Origin of the sequence: Streptomyces paradoxus (assembly GCF_014202475.1) — a bacterium.
GTDB classification, from domain to species: Bacteria; Actinomycetota; Actinomycetes; order Streptomycetales; family Streptomycetaceae; genus Streptomyces; species Streptomyces paradoxus.
Genome location: NZ_JACHGV010000001.1, coordinates 501,054 through 519,777 on the forward strand (window position 1 = coordinate 501,054; position 18,724 = coordinate 519,777).

The window sequence follows — 18,724 nt, forward strand, 5'->3', positions numbered from 1 at the left end:
TCTCTAGTTCGAAGCCCCGACGGCCCCGGCCAGTCCGGTCAGGTCCGCCAGCATCCGCGCGGCGTCGGGTTCCCGGCCGGTGAAGAGGCGGAACGCGTCGGCGGCCTGGAAGGCGGCCATGCCCCCGCCGTCGAGGGTGGCGCAGCCCAGGGCCCGGGCGGTGCGCAGCAGCTCGGTCTCCAGGGGCCGGTAGACCACCTCGGCGACCCACAGACCGGAGTGGAGCAGCTCGGCGGGCAGGGGCAGACCGGGGTGGGCCGCCATGCCGGTGGGCGTGGCGTGGACGATGCCGTCGGCGTGCGCCAGCAGCTCGGCCTGCCGGTCCGGGGGCGCGGCGGCCGCGCGTCCCTCCCCGAAGGCGCGGTTCAGCGAACCGGCCAGGGCGGCGGCCCGCTCGGGCAGGGCGTCGACGACGGTGACACGCTCGGCGCCGAGGGTGAGCGTCGCATGGGCGACGGCGGCGCCCGCGCCACCGGCGCCCAGTTGCACGACCCGTTCCAGTGGCGCGTCGGGCAGCCCGCGTGCGAAGGAGGCGGCGAAGCCGGTGACGTCCGTGTTGTGGCCGACCGCGCGGCCGTCCTCGAAGACGACGGTGTTGACCGCGCCCAGCGCCTCGGCCTGCGGGGCGAGCGCGTCCAGGTGATCGATGACGAGCTGCTTGCAGGGGTGTGTGATGTTGAGTCCGTCGAAGCCCAGGTCGCGGGCGGCCCGCAGCAGATCGCCCACCGCCTCGGGCGGCACCCCGAGGGTGTCGATGTCGATCAGCCGGTAGACCAGGCGCAGGCCCTGCCGACCGGCCTCCCGCTCGTGCAGCGCCGGACTGAGCGACGGGCCGATGCCGGAACCGATCAGCCCGACGAGATACGACCTGCTGGGCACGCGCGCCTCCCGAGCGGCTCACTAATGTACGAACCAGTACGTTAGCTATATCAGCCGGGGACGAGCCCGGGAAGACCCCCACGGCCGGACGGGCCCCTGCTTCTAGAATCACCGGCACCGGCCCCTCCGCCCTAAGGAACCTGATGACCAGCGTCGAAGAACCGGCACGGCCTGGCGAGCGCATCCGTGACGCGGCCCGCACCCGGGCCGAGATCCTCGATGTCGCCACGCAGGAGTTCGCGCGGGCCGGCTACGACGGGGCCCGGGTGGACGAGATCGCCGCCCGCACCCGCACCACCAAGCGGATGATCTACTACTACTTCGGCGGCAAGGAGCAGCTGTTCACGGCCGTGCTGGAGCGCGCGTACGGCGTGATCCGGCAGGCCGAGCAGCAGCTCGACGTCGATCACCTGGACCCGGTGGCGGCCATCCGGCGCCTGGCCGAGCTGACCTTCGACCACCACGAGCAGCACCCCGACTTCATCCGCCTGGTCAGCATCGAGAACATCCACGGGGCACAGCACATCGCCGGCTCCGAGAAGCTCGGGAAGATGGGCTCCCCCGCCCTGGACGTGATCCGCCGGATCCTGGCGTCGGGCCAGGAGTCGGGGCTGTTCACGGCCGACGTCGACGCCGTCGACCTGCACGCGATGATCTCCTCGTTCTGCTTCTTCCGGGTCTCCAACCGGCACACCTTCGGCGCGCTGTTCGGCCGCGACCTGCTCGACCGGGGGCAGCGCGCGCACTACCGCGCCATGCTGGGCGACATGGTGATCGCGTACCTGACGGCGGAGCGGACGGCGGACTGAACGCCCGGAGCGCGACCCCTTGACACCGGCGGCGCTCGGGCGCAGCATCTCGGCCATCCCTACTAACTACCCAGTGGGTTAATTAGCCGCGATCCGGCTCGTCCCCCTTCTGCCCACCGTTCTCACTCCGCCCAGGGTGGAGTCCGCCAAGGAGCCGCCGTGTCCGTCCCCGCCATGCCCTCAGGGTCCGCCGCCCCGCCCGGTCAGCCCAGGAAAGCCGCGACCGCCGCCTGGATCGGCAGTGCCCTGGAGTACTACGACTTCTTCATCTACGGCAGCGCCGCCGCGCTGATCTTCCCGGAGGTGTTCTTCGACGAGTCCGACCCGGCCACGGCGACCCTGCTGTCGCTGGCCACGTTCGGTGTCGCGTACGCCGCCCGCCCGGTCGGCGCACTGGTGCTCGGGCACTTCGGCGACCGGGCCGGCCGCAAGAAGATCATGGTCTTCACGCTGATGCTGATGGGCCTGTCGACGTTCCTCATCGGCTGTCTGCCGACCCGGGACCAGGTCGGCGGCCTCGCCCCCGTGCTGCTGGTGCTGTGCCGGGTGCTGCAGGGCATCTCGGCGGCCGGTGAGCAGGCCAGCGCCAACTCCATGACGCTGGAACACGCGCCACCGGGCCGGCGCGGCTTCTTCACCAGCTTCACCCTCAGCGGCACCCAGGGCGGCCAGCTGCTCGCCACACTGGTGTTCATCCCGGTCGCCGCGATGCCCGAGGACCAGTTGCTGTCGTGGGGCTGGCGGCTGCCGTTCTGGCTGAGCGTCGCGGTCGCCGTCGTCGGCTGGGTCATCCGCCGCAAACTGGACGAGACACCGGCCTTCGCCCGGCAGGCCGCGGCGGAGGGTGTGGCCAGGATGCCGCTCGTGGTCCTGCTCCGCGAGCACTGGGCGGACGTGCTGCGGGTGATCGCGGCTGCGCTGGTCGCCTCGGTCAGCACGATCTTCACGGTGTGGGCGCTGGCGTACGCCACGAGCGACGCGGTCGGCATGTCGCGTACGGCCATGCTGTGGGTGGGCGCCCTGGCCAATGTCGTCGCGCTCGCCGCGATCCCGCTGTGGGCGACGCTGTCCGACCGGATCGGGCGCCGCCCGGTGTTCCTGATCGGCGCGGCCGGCAGCTCGGTGACGATGTTCCTGTACCTGTGGGCGGTCTCCACGGGCTCCTACCCGCTGACGTTCCTGACGGGCATCCTCTGCTTCGGCGTGGTCTACAGCGCCGCGAACGGTGTGTGGCCCGCTTTCTACGGCGAGATGTTCGCGACCCGGGTCCGGCTGTCCGGTGTGGCCGTTGGCACGCAGATCGGTTTCGCGGCGGCCGGGTTCGCGGTGACGTTCGCGGCGCAGATAGCGGGGCCGGGCGGTGACGACTGGTCGGCGGTCGCCTTGTTCACCGCGGCGCTGTGCGTGCCGCCGGTGATCGCGGCGGTGTCTGCGCGGGAGACCCACCGGGTTCCGACGGAGGCGTTGGGGGAACGCGCCGAACCCGGGGTCGCGCGGCCGGAGAAAGTGACGGCGTAGGGGCGGGTGCGGGTGCCTGTACAGGTGCGGGTGCGTGGGGGCTGGTCGCGCAGTTCCCCGCGCCCCTTGAGTGTTCTCGCCCGATCACGAACCCTTCCTGCACCACGATGGGGGTCTGAGGCGGCCCGGGCGGGGTATGCCGGATCTCATCTCGACCAGCGAGACGGGAGAAGAGCCATGGCACAGCTGCGACAAGAGGTCGATCCGGGCGAGGCCGGGCTGGATCCGCAGGTGCTGGGCCGTCTGGACCGGCACTTCGCCCGGCTGGTCGGCGACGGGCGTCTGCCCGGGTTCCTCGTCTCCGTCGCCCGGGCCGGCCGCGTCGCCCATCTGACGACGCACGGCCTGCGCGACATCGCGGCCGGGCTCCCGGTCGAGCCCGACACGCTCTGGCGGGTCTACTCCATGACGAAGCCGGTCACCGCGGTCGCCGCGCTGCTGCTGGTGGAGGAGGGCCGGCTCTCGCTGGACGACCCGGTCGCCGGCCACCTGCCCGCCTTCGCCGACCCCCGGGTCTACGTCGGCGGCTCCGGGGCGGACGTCGAGACCCGCCCGGCAGAAGGCCCGATACTCGTCCGGCATCTGATGACCCACACCTCGGGTCTGACCTTCGGCTTCTACCACTCCCACCCCGTCGACGCCCTGTACCGCGCGGCCGGCCTGGAGTCGTCGGTGCCGCCGGGCGCGGACCTGGCCGAGACCATCGAGGTGTACGCGAGCCTGCCGCTGCAGTTCGAGCCGGGCACCGAGTGGAACTACTCGGTGGCGAGCAACGTCCTGGGCCGGATCATCGAGGTCGTCTCCGGGCAGCCGCTGGACGTGTTCTGCGCCGAGCGGATCTTCGGGCCGCTCGGCATGACGGACGCGGGCTTCCACGTCACGCCGGCACAGGCGACCCGGCTGTCCGAGATGTACGGGGAGAAGGAGGGCGGCGGCATCGAGCCGGTCCCGGGGCTCCCGCTGCACGGCCGACCGCGGTTCCTGTCGGGCAGCGGCGGCATGGTGTGCTCGGCCCATGACTACCACCGCTTCATGGAGTTGCTGCGCCGCCGGGGCGAACTCGACGGTGTGCGGCTGCTCGCCCCGCGGACCGTGGAGCTCATGACCCGCAACCACCTGCCCGGCGGCGCCGACCTGCGCGCCTTCGGCAGCCGCCCCGCCCACGACGAGCCCGGCAACGAGGGGCTCGGCTTCGGCCTCAACTGCTCCGTGGTGATCGACCCGTCCCGCACCCCGGTGCCGTCCGGGCTCGGCGCCTTCGGCTGGAGCGGCGTGGCCACGACGACGTTCTGGGTGGACCCGGGCCGCGACCTGACGGTGCAGTTCATGACGCAGGTGCGGCCCAGGACCTCCCACACGGTCTTCAAGGACCTGAAGCGGCTGGTCCACGAGGCCCTGTCGGACTGATGCCCGCTACTGATCGACGCGCAGCGTGAACTCCACGCCTTCCCCGGCGAGTTCCCGCAGCCACTGCCCGGAGCGGGTGGCCGTCTCGGCTGCGCGGTTCAGGCCCGGAGGCAGGGAGCCGTCCAGGACGTGCCGGACGCCCAGCGCGAGGGTCCGCGAGACGCAGCGGGCCATCGCGCTCTCCTCGGCGTCGCCCACCAGGTCGAGGAGGTAACCGCCCTTCCACGACCGCCCCGACTCGGCGCGCACGTCCAGCGACACGGCGAGGACGACCCGGTCGTGGTCGTCCTCCGTGGTGGGGTAGGCGGCGGCCAGTTCCCCGGCGAGGGCGGCGATGCGCCCGTCGTCGCCGGTCTTGAGCTCCTCGAAGACGCCGTCCCAGGCGCGCAGCCAGCCCTCCAGACGCAGGGTGCCGCGCACGAACGTCCGCGCCGTCCAGGCGTCCGGCAGCCCGTACTGCGCGACGAACGGGACGCTGTCGCGGTTGGGATACACCTCGAAGGTCTCCCCCTCGACGACATGCCGCCGGGTCGCCTCCCAGGGTCGCTCGGCGACCGTCTGCGCACCGCCCTCGATGTAACGGGCCGGGGAGCGCAGGGCGCCCAGGACACCCGCGGGTGCCCAGCTGAAGCGGTACGTGAAGTCGTTGGGGACGGCGGGGACTCCGCCGCAGTACGACGTGAGGGTGTACGAGGCGGGCACCTCGTCGCCGATCGCCTCACGGGCCCGGGCGACCAGGTCGTGGGCGAACAGGTGGTCGATGCCCGGGTCGAGCCCGGCCTCGGTGAGGACGACGAGCCCGGCCTTCACCGCGTCGGGCACCTGCTCCAGCACGGCGTCCGACACATAGCTGGAGCACGCGAAGTGCGCTCCCCGCCGTACGCACTCGGCGAGCAGCGGGGCGTGCTCCGGCGCGGGCAGCATCGACACGACGACGTCGCCCGGCGCGAGTTCGGAGGCGAGCGCGGGCAGCGTGTACGCGCGGGGCTCGGCCCGCCCGGTGAGGCCCAGCCGGCCGAGGGCGTCCGCGGCACGGGCCTCGGTGCGGTGCCAGAGCCGGACGCGCCCGGCGGTGCCGCACAGCGCGGCGAGACCGCTGCCCGTGGACAGTCCGGCGCCGATCCAGTGGACGGTGCCGCTCGCCGCCGCCGGTTCATTCGCCATGGGGCTCCCCCTTGTCGAGGCCGTGTGCACGGGACGCTTCACGGAACCGCTCCAGGCAGCGCCCCCAGGCCCCGGAGACACCGAAGTCGAGCAGGTGGGGCAGCAGGGCGGCCGAGAAGTCGGCGCTGGACTCCCGGGGCAGCAGGGAGGGCAGGTTGTCGATGGCGATGAGGTCGAGCGGCGGCTCGTCGCACAGCCGGCGGACCGGCTCGTCCCAGTCGGTGGTCTCGTCGTACACCGGAAGGACGTTGAGCGGGGAACCGACGTCGCAGGTCACGTCGCACAGGGTGCGCAGGCGGCGGCCGGGGGTGTCGAGGTCCTGCTCGCGGAGGAAGGGCGGGACGGGGGTGGTGGCGAGCACCGCGTTCACCATCACGTCGTGCCCCAGCAGCGCGGGGCGGTCCAGGTCCCGGGTCTCGGCGAGGTCCCAGCAGGTCGGGTCGACGCCGGCGGTGGCGAAGGCCGCGCGGGCGCCCCGGCCGCTGCGGCCCAGGGCGCCGATGACGAGGCCGGTGAACCCGGCGTCGTGGGCGGCGGGTTCCAGCGTCGCGTCCAGTTCCTCCTTGGTGGTCGGCGTCAGCGGGGCCCGCAGCCGCCCCCGGTGCCGGAGCACGGCCAGGGCGGCGCCGAGATAGCCCGCCCAGAAGCCGAAGGCCGCGAGGCGCCGCCCGCTGTCGTCCACCAGGTACTCCAGGTCGAACAGCGCCCCGCCCCCGGCGGCGAACCGGCCCAGCAGCTCCGCCGCTCCCGGCTGCCCTTTGTAGGCGTGGCCGAAGAAGATGTGCCGGTGCGTCAGTCCGGAGGGTTCCCCGGGCAGTTCCTTCAGGCCGAGCACGACGGCGTCCCGCGGCGCCGCCGTCGCCCAGGAGCCCGCGCGGGCGACCCGGCAGCCGGCCGCCTCGTACTCCTCGATCGGGAAGATCCGCTGCGGGGACTCCTCGACGGTCAGTACCACTCCGTTCCCGACGAGCCGCCGGGCGTCGTCGGGCACGATCGGAGTGCGTCGCTCGGTCGTTCGGGCCTCGTGGCGCAGCCACAGATGGAGCTCGGTCATACCAGGTGGGCCTCCGGCGTGAGGCGTCGGCCGCTGCGGGCCGGCGCTTCTGGGGCGGACGTCCACGAAGCGTACGCGGCCCGCCTGCGGGTCGCGTACGGATTCGCCCAGGTCACGTCGGGGAACCCGGACCGGCCGAGGTGGTCAGGAGGAGCTGACCACCGCGTCCAGGTGCGGCAGGTGGTGGTCGAGGCGCTCCCGCTTGGTACGCAGGTAGGTGATGTTGTTCTCGCACGGCGGGATCAGCAGCGGGACCTGCTCGGCGACCTCGATGCCGTGGTCCACCAGCGCCTCGCGCTTGCGCGGGTTGTTGGACATCAGGCGCACCGACCGCACGCCGAGGTCCTCCAGGATCCGGGCGGCGACACCGTAGTCGCGGGCGTCGACCGGCAGGCCCAGGGCGAGGTTGGCCTCGACGGTGTCGAGACCCTCGGCCTGCAGGGCCATCGCGCGCAGCTTGGCGAGCAGGCCGATGCCGCGGCCTTCATGCCCTCTGAGGTAGACCACGACGCCCGCGCCCTCGGTGACGACCGCGCGCAGGGCGGCGTCGAGCTGGTCGCCGCACTCGCAGTGCTGGGAGCCGAAGGCGTCGCCCGTCAGGCACTCCGAGTGCAGTCGGATGAGGACGTCGTCCGTGCCGATCTCGCCATAGACCAGCGCGACCTGTTCGTCGCCGCGGTCGTGGTCCATGTAGCCGATCGCCTGGAATTTCCCGTACACAGTGGGCAAGGGGGCATTCACGACGCGTTCCACGCCGGTCCGCTGCGGTGCCTTCTTGCCGAGTACGCCAATGTTGTCTGTCATGATTCTCGAGTTCCTAAGCAGAGACGAAAGGCCGTGACGTTATGAGTGATCTGGTGCCGGCGGACACCACGGAAGACGTACGGACGCGGGGCGCCGGTGTCTCACGGCAGGTCGCGGTGCTTCCCGTGGGGAGCTTCGAGCAGCACGGTCCGTACCTTCCGCTGGCGACCGACACGCTCGTCGCCTGTGCCGTCGCGCGGGAGATAGCCGGCGCGTACCCGGTGCACCTCCTTCCTCCGGTGACGATCTCGTGCTCGCACGAGCACGCGGCCTGGCCGGGGACCGTCAGCATCTCCTCGGTGACCCTTCATGCGGTGGTACGGGACATTGCGGCTTCGCTGCGCCGGTCCGGGGTCGACACCCTGGTGGTGGTCAACGGGCACGGCGGCAACTACGTACTGGGCAACGTGGTTCAGGAGTCCTCCGCACGCGGCGAGCGGATGGCGCTCTTCCCGGCCGCGGAGGACTGGGAGGCGGCGCGCGAGCGGGCGGGGGTGGTCACCTCGCTGCTCACCGACATGCACGCGGGGGAAATCGAGACCTCCATCCTTCTGCACGCTCATCCTGAAATGCTCCGACCTGGTTATGAGAAAGCTGATTTCGTCGCTGACGACCGGCGTCATCTGCTCACCCTCGGCATGTCCGGCTATACCGATTCCGGTGTCATCGGTCGCCCTTCGCTGGGTTCGGCGGAAAAGGGGAAGGAACTGCTGGCGAGCTTGGCGGATTCCTTCGGGGCGTATTTCTCGATGCTGACCTCCGACGCGTAGTCACCCTGCGGCCCGGGAGCGGGTTCCGGGGCCTGCGCGGTTGCCCGGGGCCCGGCCCGCAGGCCCGCGTACCAGCGCGCGACGAGCACGATCAGGCCGGGCAGGCTGGCCACGAGGCTGAGCACCCCGTAGACGACCGCCACGGCCAGTCCCCGGCCCGCGCCCAGGCCCGCGGCGCCGAACGCCCAGGCGGTGACGCCCTCCCGGGGCCCCCAGCCGCCGACGTTCAGCGGCAGGCCCATCGCCAGCAGGGCGAGGACGGCGAGGGGCAGCAGGACGGCCACGGAGGCGGCGGTCCCGGCGACCCGGGCGGCGAGTACGAACATCGCGACGTAACCTGCCAGCACCACCACGGAGGAGACAACCACCCCGGGCCCGTTCCGGCGCGACAGCAGCCCTTCGCGGGCCTCGGCGAGGACCGCGCGCAGCCTGCGGCCCCGGGGAGAGGGCGCCGGGCGGTTCATGCGCAGGGCGAGGACGACGGCGAGCGCGCCCAGGGCGGCCAGGGCCGCGAGCGGGGCGATGTGCCGGGCCTCGGACAGCACCGGGGACGGCATGACCAGCAGGACGACGGCGCCGACCGCGAACAACGCGACCTGCCCGGCGGTCCGTTCGAGGACGACGGCCTTCACGCCCCGGCGCAGATCACCCTCGCTCTGCCCGTGCCGCACGGCCCGGTGCACATCGCCGAGGACGCCGCCGGGCAGGGCCGCGTTCAGGAACAGCGCACGGTAGTAGTCGGCGACGGCCGGCCCGAACGGCAGCCGGATCCTGAGCCCCCGGGCGACGATCGCCCACCGCCACGCGCTGAACACGGTGGTGACGAGCCCGATGCCGAGCGCGAGCAGCAGCGACACGGCGTCGATCCGCCGCAGCCCGTCCAGGAACACACCGGTACCGAGCCGCCAGAACAGCACCGCCAGGATGGCGACCCCGGCGATGGTGCCGAGATGCGTACGGACCGCGGGGGTGCCGAGCCGGGCGAGGGCGGTACGGATGGGGCCGCGGGAAGGGGTGACGGCACCGCCCGTGCCGGTGCCGTCTGTGCCGGTACCGATCGGACCGGCGCTGGTCGGGCCGGTGGCCTCCGGGCCCGTGCCGTCCAGGCCGGCGCCGGTCGGGCCGGTTCCGGCTGTGTCGGTGCCGTCCAGGACGGCGACACCCGGGCCCGCGGCATCCGGGCCGGTTGTGTTCGGGCCGGTCCCGTCCGGGCCGGTGGCCGGCGACGGGACCTCGGCCGGCCGGGCCGGGCCGGGCGGGTTCGAGGCGGCGGGGGCGCTTGTGTCACCCACGGCCGGGCGCGGCACGGCCGTGTCCGACCGGGCCGTGCCCGCCGCTCCGGGCACCGGCACCACACAGGTGCCGCCGCCGGTCGCGGGACGGCTCCCGGTGGGCGTTGTGCGCGGGCGCGTTCCCGTCGCCTGGGGGGTCATGACGCTCCGTCCACCGGGCGGGACAGGGCCAGGAGGTCGACGTGGTGGACGGTGACGCGCAGCTCGCCCGCGGCCAGTTCCGCCAGTCGCTTGCTCAGGTAGACGTCGGCTTCGGCCCGCAGCTCGGGGCGCTCCTCGACGGCGGCGCCGACCCAGCCGCGCAGCCACTGCTCGGTGAGCGCGGCCTGCTCGGGCCCGAGGCGCCAGGGGCTCGGGTGCAGCCGTACGGTCGCGCCCTGCTCGGAGAACGCCTCGGCCGCCGCCGTGACCGCGTCGGGGCCGAGCAGGCCGTCGCGGCGCTGGTGGTCGTTGAACGCCTGGGTGAGCTCCGCGTCCAGCGGGTGCGACGGGGTCAGTTCCACGCGCCCGGCGACGGACAGGGTCAGCAGGGCGGGGCAGCCGGCTCCGGCGCACGCGGCGGCGAAGGTGCCGATCTCCTCGCGAGTGAGGACGTCCAGCAGGGCGGACGCCGTGACCAGGGACGCGCCCTGCAGGGCGTCCGGGGTGAGACGGGCGATGTCACCGCGCCGTGTCTCCACGGAGACCCGGCTGCCGTCGGCGGCCGAGCGCGGGGAGGCGACGGCGGCGAAGTGCAGCAGGTAGGGGTCGCGGTCGTGCAGGACCCAGTGCTGGGCGCCGTCCAGGCGGGGCGCGAGCCAGCGGCCCATCGAGCCGGTGCCGCAGCCCAGGTCGTGGATGACGACGCCCGACCGGCCCGGCAGGTTGGCGAGCCGGATCCGCAGCGGGTCGAGCAGGTCGTGCGCCCGCGCGGCGGCATCGGCCGACTCCCGCAGCTCCAGCCACTCGGGGGCGTAGCGGGGCGGATCGTCCGGGCCCGCCTCACGCAGCTTGACCGTCGGCCGCGAACCGGGCTTGCCGCTGGGGCCGGCACCGGGGATGACGCCCCCGGAGGCCTGCCCCGGGCCGAATTCGACGCTGGAGCCCAGGCCCGGAGTCATGCCGTCCGTCACTGCCGTGACCTCCCTCGGCCCGGGCTGAGCCGGAATCGCCCCGCTCTGCTGGGTGGTCGTCGCCGGGTTCGTCATGCTGACCTCCGGGGTTCGGTCGGGAGTCGGCGCAGTACCGCCGCCAGGCTCTGTGCGGTCGTCGCCCAGCCGTCGAGGGCGGCGCGGCGGCTGCGGGCGGCGGCCTTCAGCCGGCGCCGCACGTCCGCCTCGCCGAACCAGCCGCGCAGTTCGGCGGCGAGGGCGGCGGGGTTCTCCGGCGGGACGAGAATGCCGGGGACGCCGCCGTCGGGCGCGCGGCCGACCGCCTCCGGCAGGCCGCCGACGTCCGTTGCCATGACCGGGATGCCGCGTGCCAGGGCCTCGGTCACCGCCATGCCGTACGTCTCGGCGTAGGAGGTGAGGACCATCAGGTCGGCGGTTGCGTAGCTGGCGTCGAGCGCGGGGCCGGATTTCGGTCCGGCCAGCTCCAGCCGGTCCTGCAGGCCGTGCCGGGCGATGAGGGACCGAAGATGGGCGACGTACTCCGGGTCCTGGGTGAGCGCGCCGACGCACACGCAGCTCCAGGGCAGTTCGCGGATCGCGGCCAGCGCCTCCACCAGCCGGTGCTGGCCCTTGCGCGGGGTCACGGCGGCCACGCACAGCAGGCGCGACACACCGTCGGTGCCTGGGGCGAGCGGCGCGATGTCGGCGCCGGGGGCCGCGACGTGGACCCGCTCGGGCGGCAGGCCGTGGTGGGAGACCAGGCGGCGGACCGCCCAGTCGCTGGTGCCGATCACCGCAGGCACCGCCCGCAGCACCGTCCGCTCCTTGGCGTCCAGTTCGGCCGCCACCGCCGCGTCCAGTCCCGTCTCGTCGCCGAGCGGGAGGTGGACGAGGACGGCCATGCGCAGCCGTTCCGCCTCGGGCACCACGATCTCCGGCACACCGCAGGCCACCAGCCCGTCGAGCAGGACGGCGGCCCCGTCGGGCAACGCGCTCAGGGTGCGGGCGAGTTCCGTGCGGGCGTCGGCCCCCGGCCGGGGCCAGTCACCGGCCACGGCGTGCTTGGTCACCTGCCAGCCGAAGCCGGGCAGGTCCAGGCACACCCGCCGGTCGTAGGCGTTGCCGCCGCTGGGCGCCGCCGGGTCGTCGACGCCGCCCGGCAGCACGAAGTGCACGGTGCGCAGGGACATGGGAATGATCTCGGCGTTCTTCAGGGAAGCGTGCTGCACGGGAACATAATTCAGCCGCGCCGGCGCCGGACCCATGTGTTCGGGCCGCTCGATGGTCGTGTCGGTCACAACGCACGCTCGTAACTCGCCCAGGCGATGTGCGACTCGTGCAGCGTGACGGTGAGGCCCGCGATGCCCTTGGCCCCCTCGCCCAGCGCCCCCTTGTGGATGCGCTCGGCGAGCCGGTCGGCGATGACCTTGGCGAGGAACTCCGTGGAGGTGTTGACTCCGGCGAAGTCGGGCTCGTTGTCGAGGTTGCGGTAGTTCAGCTCGCTGACGACCGCGCCCAGTTCCTGGGTGGCCAGCCCGATGTCGACGACGATGTTGTCCTCGTCCAGCTGCTCGCGCCGGAACGTGGCGTCCACGAGGAACGTGGCCCCGTGCAGGCGCTGGGCCGGTCCGAAGACGTCGCCACGGAAGCTGTGGGCGATCATGATGTGATCGCGGACGGTGATGCTGAACAACGGACGACCCTCCAGGTGCGGCGCGTCTGCTCCCCCGCTCTCGGTGCCGGGGATGCCGAGTAGTACGGCTCGTTGCCTTCCCCTGTTCAGCCGTCCGTACGTCTTTTCTCAGGTCAGGCGCTCTTGTCGTGGCGAACTCGTACCGGATGGAACGAATCGTCAGCCGATGCGTCAATCGCTCTCGTCGTAACGGACGCGGTGGCACAGCGCGGGGACTTCGCCGGAGACCAGCTTGGGCAGCACGTCCGGCAGGTCCTCGAAGGGGGACTCGCCCGTGATGAGGGCGTCGAGCGCGGGGTCGGCGAGCAGGTCCAGGGCGACCGCGAGCCGGTCGGCGTAGGTGCGGTTGGGGCGGGCCGGGGAGACGGTGCCGACCTGGCTGCTGCGGATGACGAGCCGCCGGGAGTGGAAGGCCTCACCGAGCGGGAGGCTGACCTGCCGGTCGCCGTACCAGCTGAGTTCGAGGACGGTCCCCTCGGCCGTGAGGAGTTCCAGGGACCTGGCGAGGCCCGCTTCCGTGGCGCTGGCGTGCACGACCAGGTCGCGGTCCCCGTCGGCCTCCTGCGGGGTGGCGAAGCCGACACCGAGCGCCTCGGCGATCTTCGCGCGGGACGGGTCGGCGTCGACGAGCTGGACGCGGACGCCGGGGAACCGGGCGAGGAGGGCGGCCACCGAGCAGCCGACCATGCCGCCCCCGACCACGGCGATCCGGTCGCCGACCAGGGGCGCGGCGTCCCACAGGGCGTTGACGGCGGTCTCCACGGTCCCGGCGAGCACGGCCCGTTCGGCGGGCACGGTGTCCGGGACGGGGGTGACCGCGGTGGCCGGCACGACGTAGCGCGTCTGGTGCGGGTAGAGGCAGAACACGGTGCGGCCGGTGAGTTCCCGGGGCCCTTCCTCCACCACGCCGACGTTGAGGTAGCCGTACTTCACCGGGGCCGGGAAGTCGCCCTCCTGGAACGGTGCGCGCATGGCGGTGTGCTGGCTGACGGGCACGCCGCCGCGGAAGACGAGTGTCTCGGTGCCGCGGCTCACGCCGGAGAACAGCGTACGGACCAGCACCTCGCCCTCGCCGGGCGCCGGCAGGGTGACGTCCCGGATCCCGCCTCGCCCAGGCGAGTCGATCCAGAACGCCCGTGCGGTGTGCTTCATCGAAGTCCTCCTGAACGATCGGGAAGCTGCTTGCGTACCGAGGGGTGCACAGGCCGCGCACAAGGTAGCGGCGTTGATCGACTCTGTCACACGGCCGGAGGGTGTTCGGTGGCCCTGAACAACACGTACGACGCGAGGCTCCAGCAGGAGACCGCCCTGGGGGCGGGAGTGCAGGTCCTGCTGCTGGCCCTGATCGGCACGGCGATCGGGATGGGGCCGGCGGGCTGGCTCACGGGCCTCGCGTTCGCGATCGCCACTTGGGCGGTGCTCTCGCGGGCCCTGCACCGTTCCCGGCTGCGCTCGTTCGGCGCTGCGAACCGTGTCACCCTCGGCCGGGCCACCCTCGTCGGCGGGGTCACGGCGCTGGTGGCCGACTCCTTCCAGAGCTCGCCGCCCGTGTCGCTGCTCGTCGGTATGACGGCGGTGGCGCTGATCCTCGACGGCGTCGACGGCAAGGTCGCCCGCCGCACCGGCACTTCGACGCCGCTGGGCGCGCGCTTCGACATGGAGGTCGACGCGTTCCTGATCCTGGTGCTGAGCGTGTACGTGTCGATGCAACTGGGCCCGTGGGTACTGCTGATCGGCGGCATGCGGTACGTCTTCGTCGCCGCGGCGCGGGTGTGGCCCTGGCTGACCGCCGCGCTCCCGCCGAGCACGGCCCGCAAGACGGTCGCCGCGCTCCAGGGTGTGCTCCTGCTGGTCGCCGGCGCTGATCTGCTGCCGTACGCGGGCAACTTCGGCGTGGCGGCCCTGGCGCTGGGCCTGCTGGTCTGGTCGTTCGGGCGTGACGTGCTGTGGCTGTACCGGACCTCGCGCGTCGAGGAGCCGGTGGCGCCCCGCCAGGTGCGGGAACTCGTCGCCGGCTGACGGCGGGCGGGGCGGGAGCGGTCAGTCGTCGAACCGCCCGCGCGCCCCCTCGATGTGACCGAGGTACCGGTGGGTCCAGCCGCACATCGCGTCGACCGTGGCGCGCAGGGCCCGGCCCGGCTCGGTCAGGGTGTACTCGACCCTGGGCGGCACGGTGGGGTGCACCTTCCGGTCGACCAGGCCGTTGCGCTCCAGCATCCGCAGGTTCTGGGTCAGCATCTTGTGGCTGACGCCCTCGACCTCGTCGCGTACTTCACTGAAGCGCAGGGTGCGTTCGCCGAGGGCCTCGATGATCAGAAGCGCCCATTTGTTGGCCACGTCGGAGAAGATCTCCCGCGCCAGGGAGTCCGCCCGCCGCAGGTCCGCGTTCTCCGGCAGGTCCCTCAACTGCTTGGTCACCATCTGGTTCCCCCGTTACCGAGAAGTGCGTTCTTCCAGGTCGGCGGTCACTCTCCTACGGTTTCCCAGTAACCGCAAGAGAGCGCGAGTTCGCGCTCGACGGAAGGACACCGACTGTGACCACCATCGACGTCTACGACCACGGCATCCCGGCCGAGAGCCACTTCGGCTACGCGCAGGCGATCAGGTCCGGCGATCTGATCCATGTCTCCGGGCAGCTCGCGTTCGACGAGGCCGGCGGCTTCCGCCCCGAGGACGACGTCACCGCCCAACTGGATCTGACCTACGCCAACCTCGACAGGGTCCTGGCCCACTACGGCGCGACGCGCAACCAGATCGTGTCCCAGACGCTGTACGCGGTGGACCTGGTGCGCAACGCCGAGGTCGTGGGGAAGGCGAACCGGGCGTACTTCGGCGCCCACCGCCCGGTCAGCACGGCCCTGGGCGTCACCGAACTGACGTTTCCCGGGCAGCTCGTCGAGATCAGCTGCGTGATCGACATGAAGCTGCCCGCCTGAACGGGCCGGTCAGCGACGCGTTCCGGTGCCGACCAGGGTCCGCTCGTACGGGTCGAGCAGCACGCCCCGCACCTTGGCCGAGACGCCGACGATGATCCGCTGGTGGGCCAGCGGCACGACCGCGTCCGTGCCGAGGATCGCCGCCTCGGCGGCCATGGCGGCGTCCTGCCGCTCTCCGGTGCCGTCGGTCCCGACGGCCTCGGCGACGGCCCGATCGGTCTTCTCGTCGCACAACCGGGCCAGGTTGTAGCCGCCGTCGCAGGTGTAGTCGCTGCCGAGGACTCCGACGGGGTCGCCGGTGTCCAGGAGGCTGTTGCGGGCGCCGATGAACGCGTCGAACTTCCCGGCGAGGGCGTCGCTCTCCAGCCGTGAGTACTCGCGCACCTCCAGCTTCACCGTGAATCCGGCCTTCCCGAGCTGCTGTTGCACGACCTGGGCGACCTCGGGGAGCTCGGGCCGGTTGTCGTAGGTGGCCAGGGTGATCGAGGTGCCGTCGGGCCGGGCGGGCTCGGCACGGCCGGCCGGCTTCACCTGCTTGCTCTCCGCCCAGGTGACGGCGGGTCCGAAGATTCCGGCGCCCGGGTCGGCGTACCCCTCGAAGACGCCCTTGACGAGGGCGGAGGGCGCGATCGCCGCGCGGGCGGCGGCGCGCATCTCCGGGTCCTTGAAAGGCCCGGACTCCGTGTTGAGCTGCAGGCTGGTGGTCCGGGTGGTGCCGGCTTCCCTGAGCGTCGCCTTGTCGAGGGTGGCGGCCTGGGCGGCGGGGATGGCCTCGGCGATGTCGACGTCGCCGGTGCGGACGGCGTTGGCGCGGGCGGTGCCGTCCTTGACGAAGCGCACGTCGATGCCGGTGGCGTGGGCGAGGCCGTCCCAGTAGTCGTCGTAGCGGTCGAGGGTGGCGGAGCCGCCGCCGTCGACCTCGGTGATCTCGAAGGGCCCGGTGGCGGTGCCGACCGGGGTGGGGTTGCCCTTCTTCCGGTACGCCTTCGGGGCGAGGATCGCCAGGCTCGGACCGGCCAGGCGCATGGGCAGGACGGGGTCGGGCTCGCGGGTGGTGATGCGGATGCCGCGCTCGCCGTCGGCCTGCGCGTCGAGGGTGACGCCCGCGAGGGCGGCGGGGGCGGGCTCGGCCTCGGTGGCGTGGGTGAGCGCGGCGGCCACGGCGGCGGGGGTGACGTCCGTGCCGTCCTGGAAGGTGGCCTCGCGCAGGGTGAACCGCCAGGTGCGGTCGTCCTCCCGGCGCCAGGACCGGGCGAGCGCGGGAACCGCGGCGCTGTTGGCGTCCAGGGCGGTGAGCCCTTCGGTGACGCCGAGGCGGCTGAGCAGTGTGGCATCGGCCCCGTACGGCGAGAGGTTCTCGGCGGGCGGGAAGGCGAGGGCGACGCGCAGTCGCGCCCCCGACGGCCCGCCCTGAGACGACGACTCCCCGCCGGGGGACACGAAACAGCCCGCCAGACACGGCGCGAGGACGAGGGCGGCGAGGAACCGGAGGCGGGCCTTGATGCTCGGATGACGCACTTGCACAGCATATGCATCAAGCGGAACACGCCGGTCAACCGGGTGACCGGGGCCAGGGATGCCCGAAATCCCATACGGAGCAGGAGATTTGACACGGGTGCGGACCACTCCTTAAACCTATCCACATGACATCCATTTTCAAAAGGGTGGGACAGCCGTGAGGGTCGCGTTCGTCGGCAAGGGTGGCAGCGGCAAGACCACGCTGTCCGCGCTCTTCTCCCGCCACCTGGCACGCTCCGGCGCACCGGTCCTGGCCATCGACGGCGACATCAACCAGCACCTGGCCGAGGCGCTCGGCGGGGTGGAGGAGTCCGCCCCTCCCCTGGGCGCGCACCTGCCCGAGATCAAGGACTTCCTGCGGGGCGACAACCCCCGCATCCCCTCCGCCGAGGCGATGATCAAGACGACGCCGCCGGGCCGCGGGTCCCGTCTCCTGCGTCCGCTCGGCGACGACGAACTGCACGCGCGGCACGTCGGCCGGGCGGGCGGCGTCCCCCTGATGGTGACGGGCGAGTTCGACGAGTCGGACCTGGGCGTGGCCTGCTACCACTCCAAACTGGGTGCGGTGGAGCTGTACCTCGGCCACCTGCTGGACGGCCCCGGCGAGTACGTCGTGGTCGACATGACGGCGGGCGCGGACGCCTTCGCGTCAGGCCTGTTCACCCGCTTCGACATGACGTTCCTGGTGGCGGAACCCACCCGCAAGGGCGTCTCGGTGTACCGCCAGTACCGCGACCACGCCGAACAGTTCGGCATCCGCATCGCGGTTGTCGGCAACAAGGTGACCGGCGAGGACGACCTTCTCTTCCTCAAGGAGCAGGTGGGCGACGACCTCCTGACCCACCTGGAGCAGTCCCCCTGGGTGCGCGCGGCCGAGCAGGGCCGCACGGCGCCCGGGCCGGATGCCCTGGCGTCGTTGGAGCCGCACAACCGTCACGCCCTCGGCGTCCTGCGCGAGGCGGTCGATTCCCACCCCCGCGACTGGGACCGCCTCCACCGCCACGCGGTCGAGCTCCACCTGCGCAACGTCCGGGCCTGGGCGGATGCGCGGACGGGGGAGGATCTGGCGGGGCAGGTGGATCCGGAGTACGTCCCGGGGCCGGCCGCCCCGGCCTGAGGAGCACCACACCCATCACGGCTCTCTCCTGCTGGCCCGCCCCTCCGGCCTGCTGACCCGCCCCACCGGCTACTCGATCCCCGTGGCATCGAGTAGCCGGACCACGTCCTTGCGCCCGTACCCGAGCAGTCGGGCGCGATCAGCGGCCATCAGCACCAAGTGCGCGACGGTCTTCGCCGCGTATCCGTCCTTGTTGTCCGCGTCGAACCATTCCTGGGGCTTCTCGACACCCAGGCTGTTCATCACCAGCCCGTGCTCCCGGCGAACCTCCGCGACGGTCCCGGCGACCGCGTCCATGAGCGTCTTCCCCGGCCGCTCGCACTCCAGGGCGAAGTCACCCCGGTCGACCGGCACACACCCCTCCGGCGGACGTGCCCGCAGCCCCGCATACCTCTCGTCCCCGAACCCGGAGGCCCGGAACTCCTCGTGCACCAGACAGAACCGATGGAACCCGGACGGAACCGGAGGCGGTGGAGGCGAGTACTCCCACCCGGCGTCCTCGTACAACTGCCGCTTCACCTCTTCTTCTTCCGCATGAGTCACGGTGAAGCCGTTGGCCTCGTTGCGCCCGGTCGTCGTGCCGTCGGGGTTGCGGTGGAAGTGCAGGCCCATAGTGTGCTCCGCTGCCGTGATGTCGATGGACGAGAATCCCCCGTCACCAGCTCGAACGGC

18 protein-coding genes and 1 pseudogene are annotated in these 18,724 nt (G+C 72.5%); 7 read left to right on the forward strand and 12 right to left on the reverse strand.

Annotated elements, in window-relative coordinates:
* Positions 1-3 precede the first annotated feature (3 nt).
* On the reverse strand, positions 4-879 hold the full coding sequence (locus tag HNR57_RS02295) for a shikimate dehydrogenase (protein WP_184555102.1): 876 nt from the start codon (positions 877-879) through the stop codon (positions 4-6).
* A gap of 143 nt (positions 880-1,022) precedes the next feature.
* Here HNR57_RS02295 and HNR57_RS02300 point away from each other — a divergent pair, with 143 nt between their 5' ends.
* The 3 genes from HNR57_RS02300 to HNR57_RS02310 all read left to right on the forward strand — a co-directional run bounded on the left by HNR57_RS02300 (position 1,023) and on the right by HNR57_RS02310 (position 4,613).
* Positions 1,023-1,688: a TetR/AcrR family transcriptional regulator gene (locus HNR57_RS02300; protein WP_184555104.1), complete on the forward strand. Its 666-nt coding sequence runs from the start codon at positions 1,023-1,025 to the stop codon at positions 1,686-1,688.
* Positions 1,689-1,847: 159 nt separating this feature from the next.
* A complete protein-coding gene (locus tag HNR57_RS02305) occupies positions 1,848-3,206 on the forward strand; it encodes an MFS transporter (protein WP_184555107.1) in 1,359 nt (452 codons plus the stop codon).
* Positions 3,207-3,383: 177 nt separating this feature from the next.
* Complete coding sequence (locus HNR57_RS02310) at positions 3,384-4,613, forward strand: serine hydrolase domain-containing protein (protein ID WP_184555110.1); 1,230 nt, start codon at positions 3,384-3,386, stop codon at positions 4,611-4,613.
* 6 nt (positions 4,614-4,619) lie between these two features.
* On the opposite strand, the gene HNR57_RS02315 is transcribed toward HNR57_RS02310, so the two are convergent.
* The 3 genes from HNR57_RS02315 to ribA form a co-directional block, all read right to left on the reverse strand.
* Positions 4,620-5,777 carry a saccharopine dehydrogenase family protein gene (locus HNR57_RS02315; protein WP_184555113.1) on the reverse strand — a complete coding sequence of 386 codons (1,158 nt, stop codon included), beginning with the start codon at positions 5,775-5,777 and terminating at the stop codon, positions 4,620-4,622.
* Positions 5,767-6,831 carry a saccharopine dehydrogenase gene (locus tag HNR57_RS02320; RefSeq protein WP_184555117.1) on the reverse strand — a complete coding sequence of 355 codons (1,065 nt, stop codon included), beginning with the start codon at positions 6,829-6,831 and terminating at the stop codon, positions 5,767-5,769. The genes HNR57_RS02315 and HNR57_RS02320 overlap by 11 nt, the downstream gene beginning before the upstream one ends.
* A 144-nt stretch (positions 6,832-6,975) precedes the next feature.
* The gene (gene ribA, locus HNR57_RS02325) at positions 6,976-7,635 is read right to left on the reverse strand and encodes a GTP cyclohydrolase II (protein ID WP_184555121.1); all 660 of its coding nucleotides are present in this window, start codon (positions 7,633-7,635) and stop codon (positions 6,976-6,978) included.
* 41 nt (positions 7,636-7,676) lie between these two features.
* Here ribA and HNR57_RS02330 point away from each other — a divergent pair, with 41 nt between their 5' ends.
* Complete coding sequence (locus HNR57_RS02330; RefSeq protein ID WP_184555124.1) at positions 7,677-8,405, forward strand: creatininase family protein; 729 nt, start codon at positions 7,677-7,679, stop codon at positions 8,403-8,405.
* 158 nt (positions 8,406-8,563) lie between these two features.
* On the opposite strand, the pseudogene HNR57_RS39350 reads toward HNR57_RS02330, so the two are convergent.
* From HNR57_RS39350 to HNR57_RS02350, 5 genes and pseudogenes are all read right to left on the reverse strand, one after another.
* Positions 8,564-9,838, reverse strand: a pseudogene (locus tag HNR57_RS39350) (lysylphosphatidylglycerol synthase transmembrane domain-containing protein); the annotation flags it as partial.
* Entirely contained in the window at positions 9,835-10,884 is a 1,050-nt protein-coding gene (locus HNR57_RS02335; RefSeq protein ID WP_184555127.1) for a class I SAM-dependent methyltransferase, read from the reverse strand. The pseudogene HNR57_RS39350 and the gene HNR57_RS02335, both read right to left, overlap by 4 nt.
* Positions 10,881-12,086 (reverse strand): glycosyltransferase family 4 protein, encoded by a 1,206-nt coding sequence (locus tag HNR57_RS02340; protein ID WP_184555130.1) that lies wholly within the window; start codon positions 12,084-12,086, stop codon positions 10,881-10,883. The genes HNR57_RS02335 and HNR57_RS02340 overlap by 4 nt, the downstream gene beginning before the upstream one ends.
* Positions 12,083-12,481, reverse strand: a complete 399-nt coding sequence (locus HNR57_RS02345) for a 6-pyruvoyl trahydropterin synthase family protein (RefSeq protein WP_030843501.1) — start codon at positions 12,479-12,481, stop codon at positions 12,083-12,085. Before HNR57_RS02345 ends, HNR57_RS02340 begins: the two co-directional genes overlap by 4 nt.
* A 171-nt stretch (positions 12,482-12,652) precedes the next feature.
* Positions 12,653-13,633: a zinc-dependent alcohol dehydrogenase gene (locus HNR57_RS02350; protein ID WP_184555132.1), complete on the reverse strand. Its 981-nt coding sequence runs from the start codon at positions 13,631-13,633 to the stop codon at positions 12,653-12,655.
* 108 nt (positions 13,634-13,741) lie between these two features.
* On the opposite strand from HNR57_RS02350, the gene HNR57_RS02355 reads away from it, so the two are divergent.
* On the forward strand, positions 13,742-14,500 hold the full coding sequence (locus HNR57_RS02355; RefSeq protein ID WP_184555135.1) for a CDP-alcohol phosphatidyltransferase family protein: 759 nt from the start codon (positions 13,742-13,744) through the stop codon (positions 14,498-14,500).
* A gap of 21 nt (positions 14,501-14,521) precedes the next feature.
* On the opposite strand, the gene HNR57_RS02360 is transcribed toward HNR57_RS02355, so the two are convergent.
* Positions 14,522-14,902, reverse strand: coding sequence for a winged helix-turn-helix transcriptional regulator (locus HNR57_RS02360; protein WP_184555137.1), 381 nt, complete (start codon positions 14,900-14,902; stop codon positions 14,522-14,524).
* Positions 14,903-15,015: 113 nt separating this feature from the next.
* Between HNR57_RS02360 and HNR57_RS02365 the strand changes: the two genes are divergently transcribed.
* Positions 15,016-15,417 (forward strand): Rid family hydrolase, encoded by a 402-nt coding sequence (locus tag HNR57_RS02365; RefSeq protein WP_184555140.1) that lies wholly within the window; start codon positions 15,016-15,018, stop codon positions 15,415-15,417.
* A gap of 9 nt (positions 15,418-15,426) precedes the next feature.
* On the opposite strand, the gene HNR57_RS02370 is transcribed toward HNR57_RS02365, so the two are convergent.
* Entirely contained in the window at positions 15,427-16,941 is a 1,515-nt protein-coding gene (locus HNR57_RS02370; RefSeq protein WP_184555142.1) for an ABC transporter substrate-binding protein, read from the reverse strand.
* 151 nt (positions 16,942-17,092) lie between these two features.
* Here HNR57_RS02370 and HNR57_RS02375 point away from each other — a divergent pair, with 151 nt between their 5' ends.
* A complete protein-coding gene (locus tag HNR57_RS02375; protein ID WP_184555145.1) occupies positions 17,093-18,052 on the forward strand; it encodes an ATP-binding protein in 960 nt (319 codons plus the stop codon).
* 69 nt (positions 18,053-18,121) lie between these two features.
* Here the strand turns inward: HNR57_RS02375 and HNR57_RS02380 are convergent, their stop codons facing one another.
* On the reverse strand, positions 18,122-18,664 hold the full coding sequence (locus HNR57_RS02380; protein ID WP_184555147.1) for a hypothetical protein: 543 nt from the start codon (positions 18,662-18,664) through the stop codon (positions 18,122-18,124).
* Positions 18,665-18,724 lie beyond the last annotated feature (60 nt).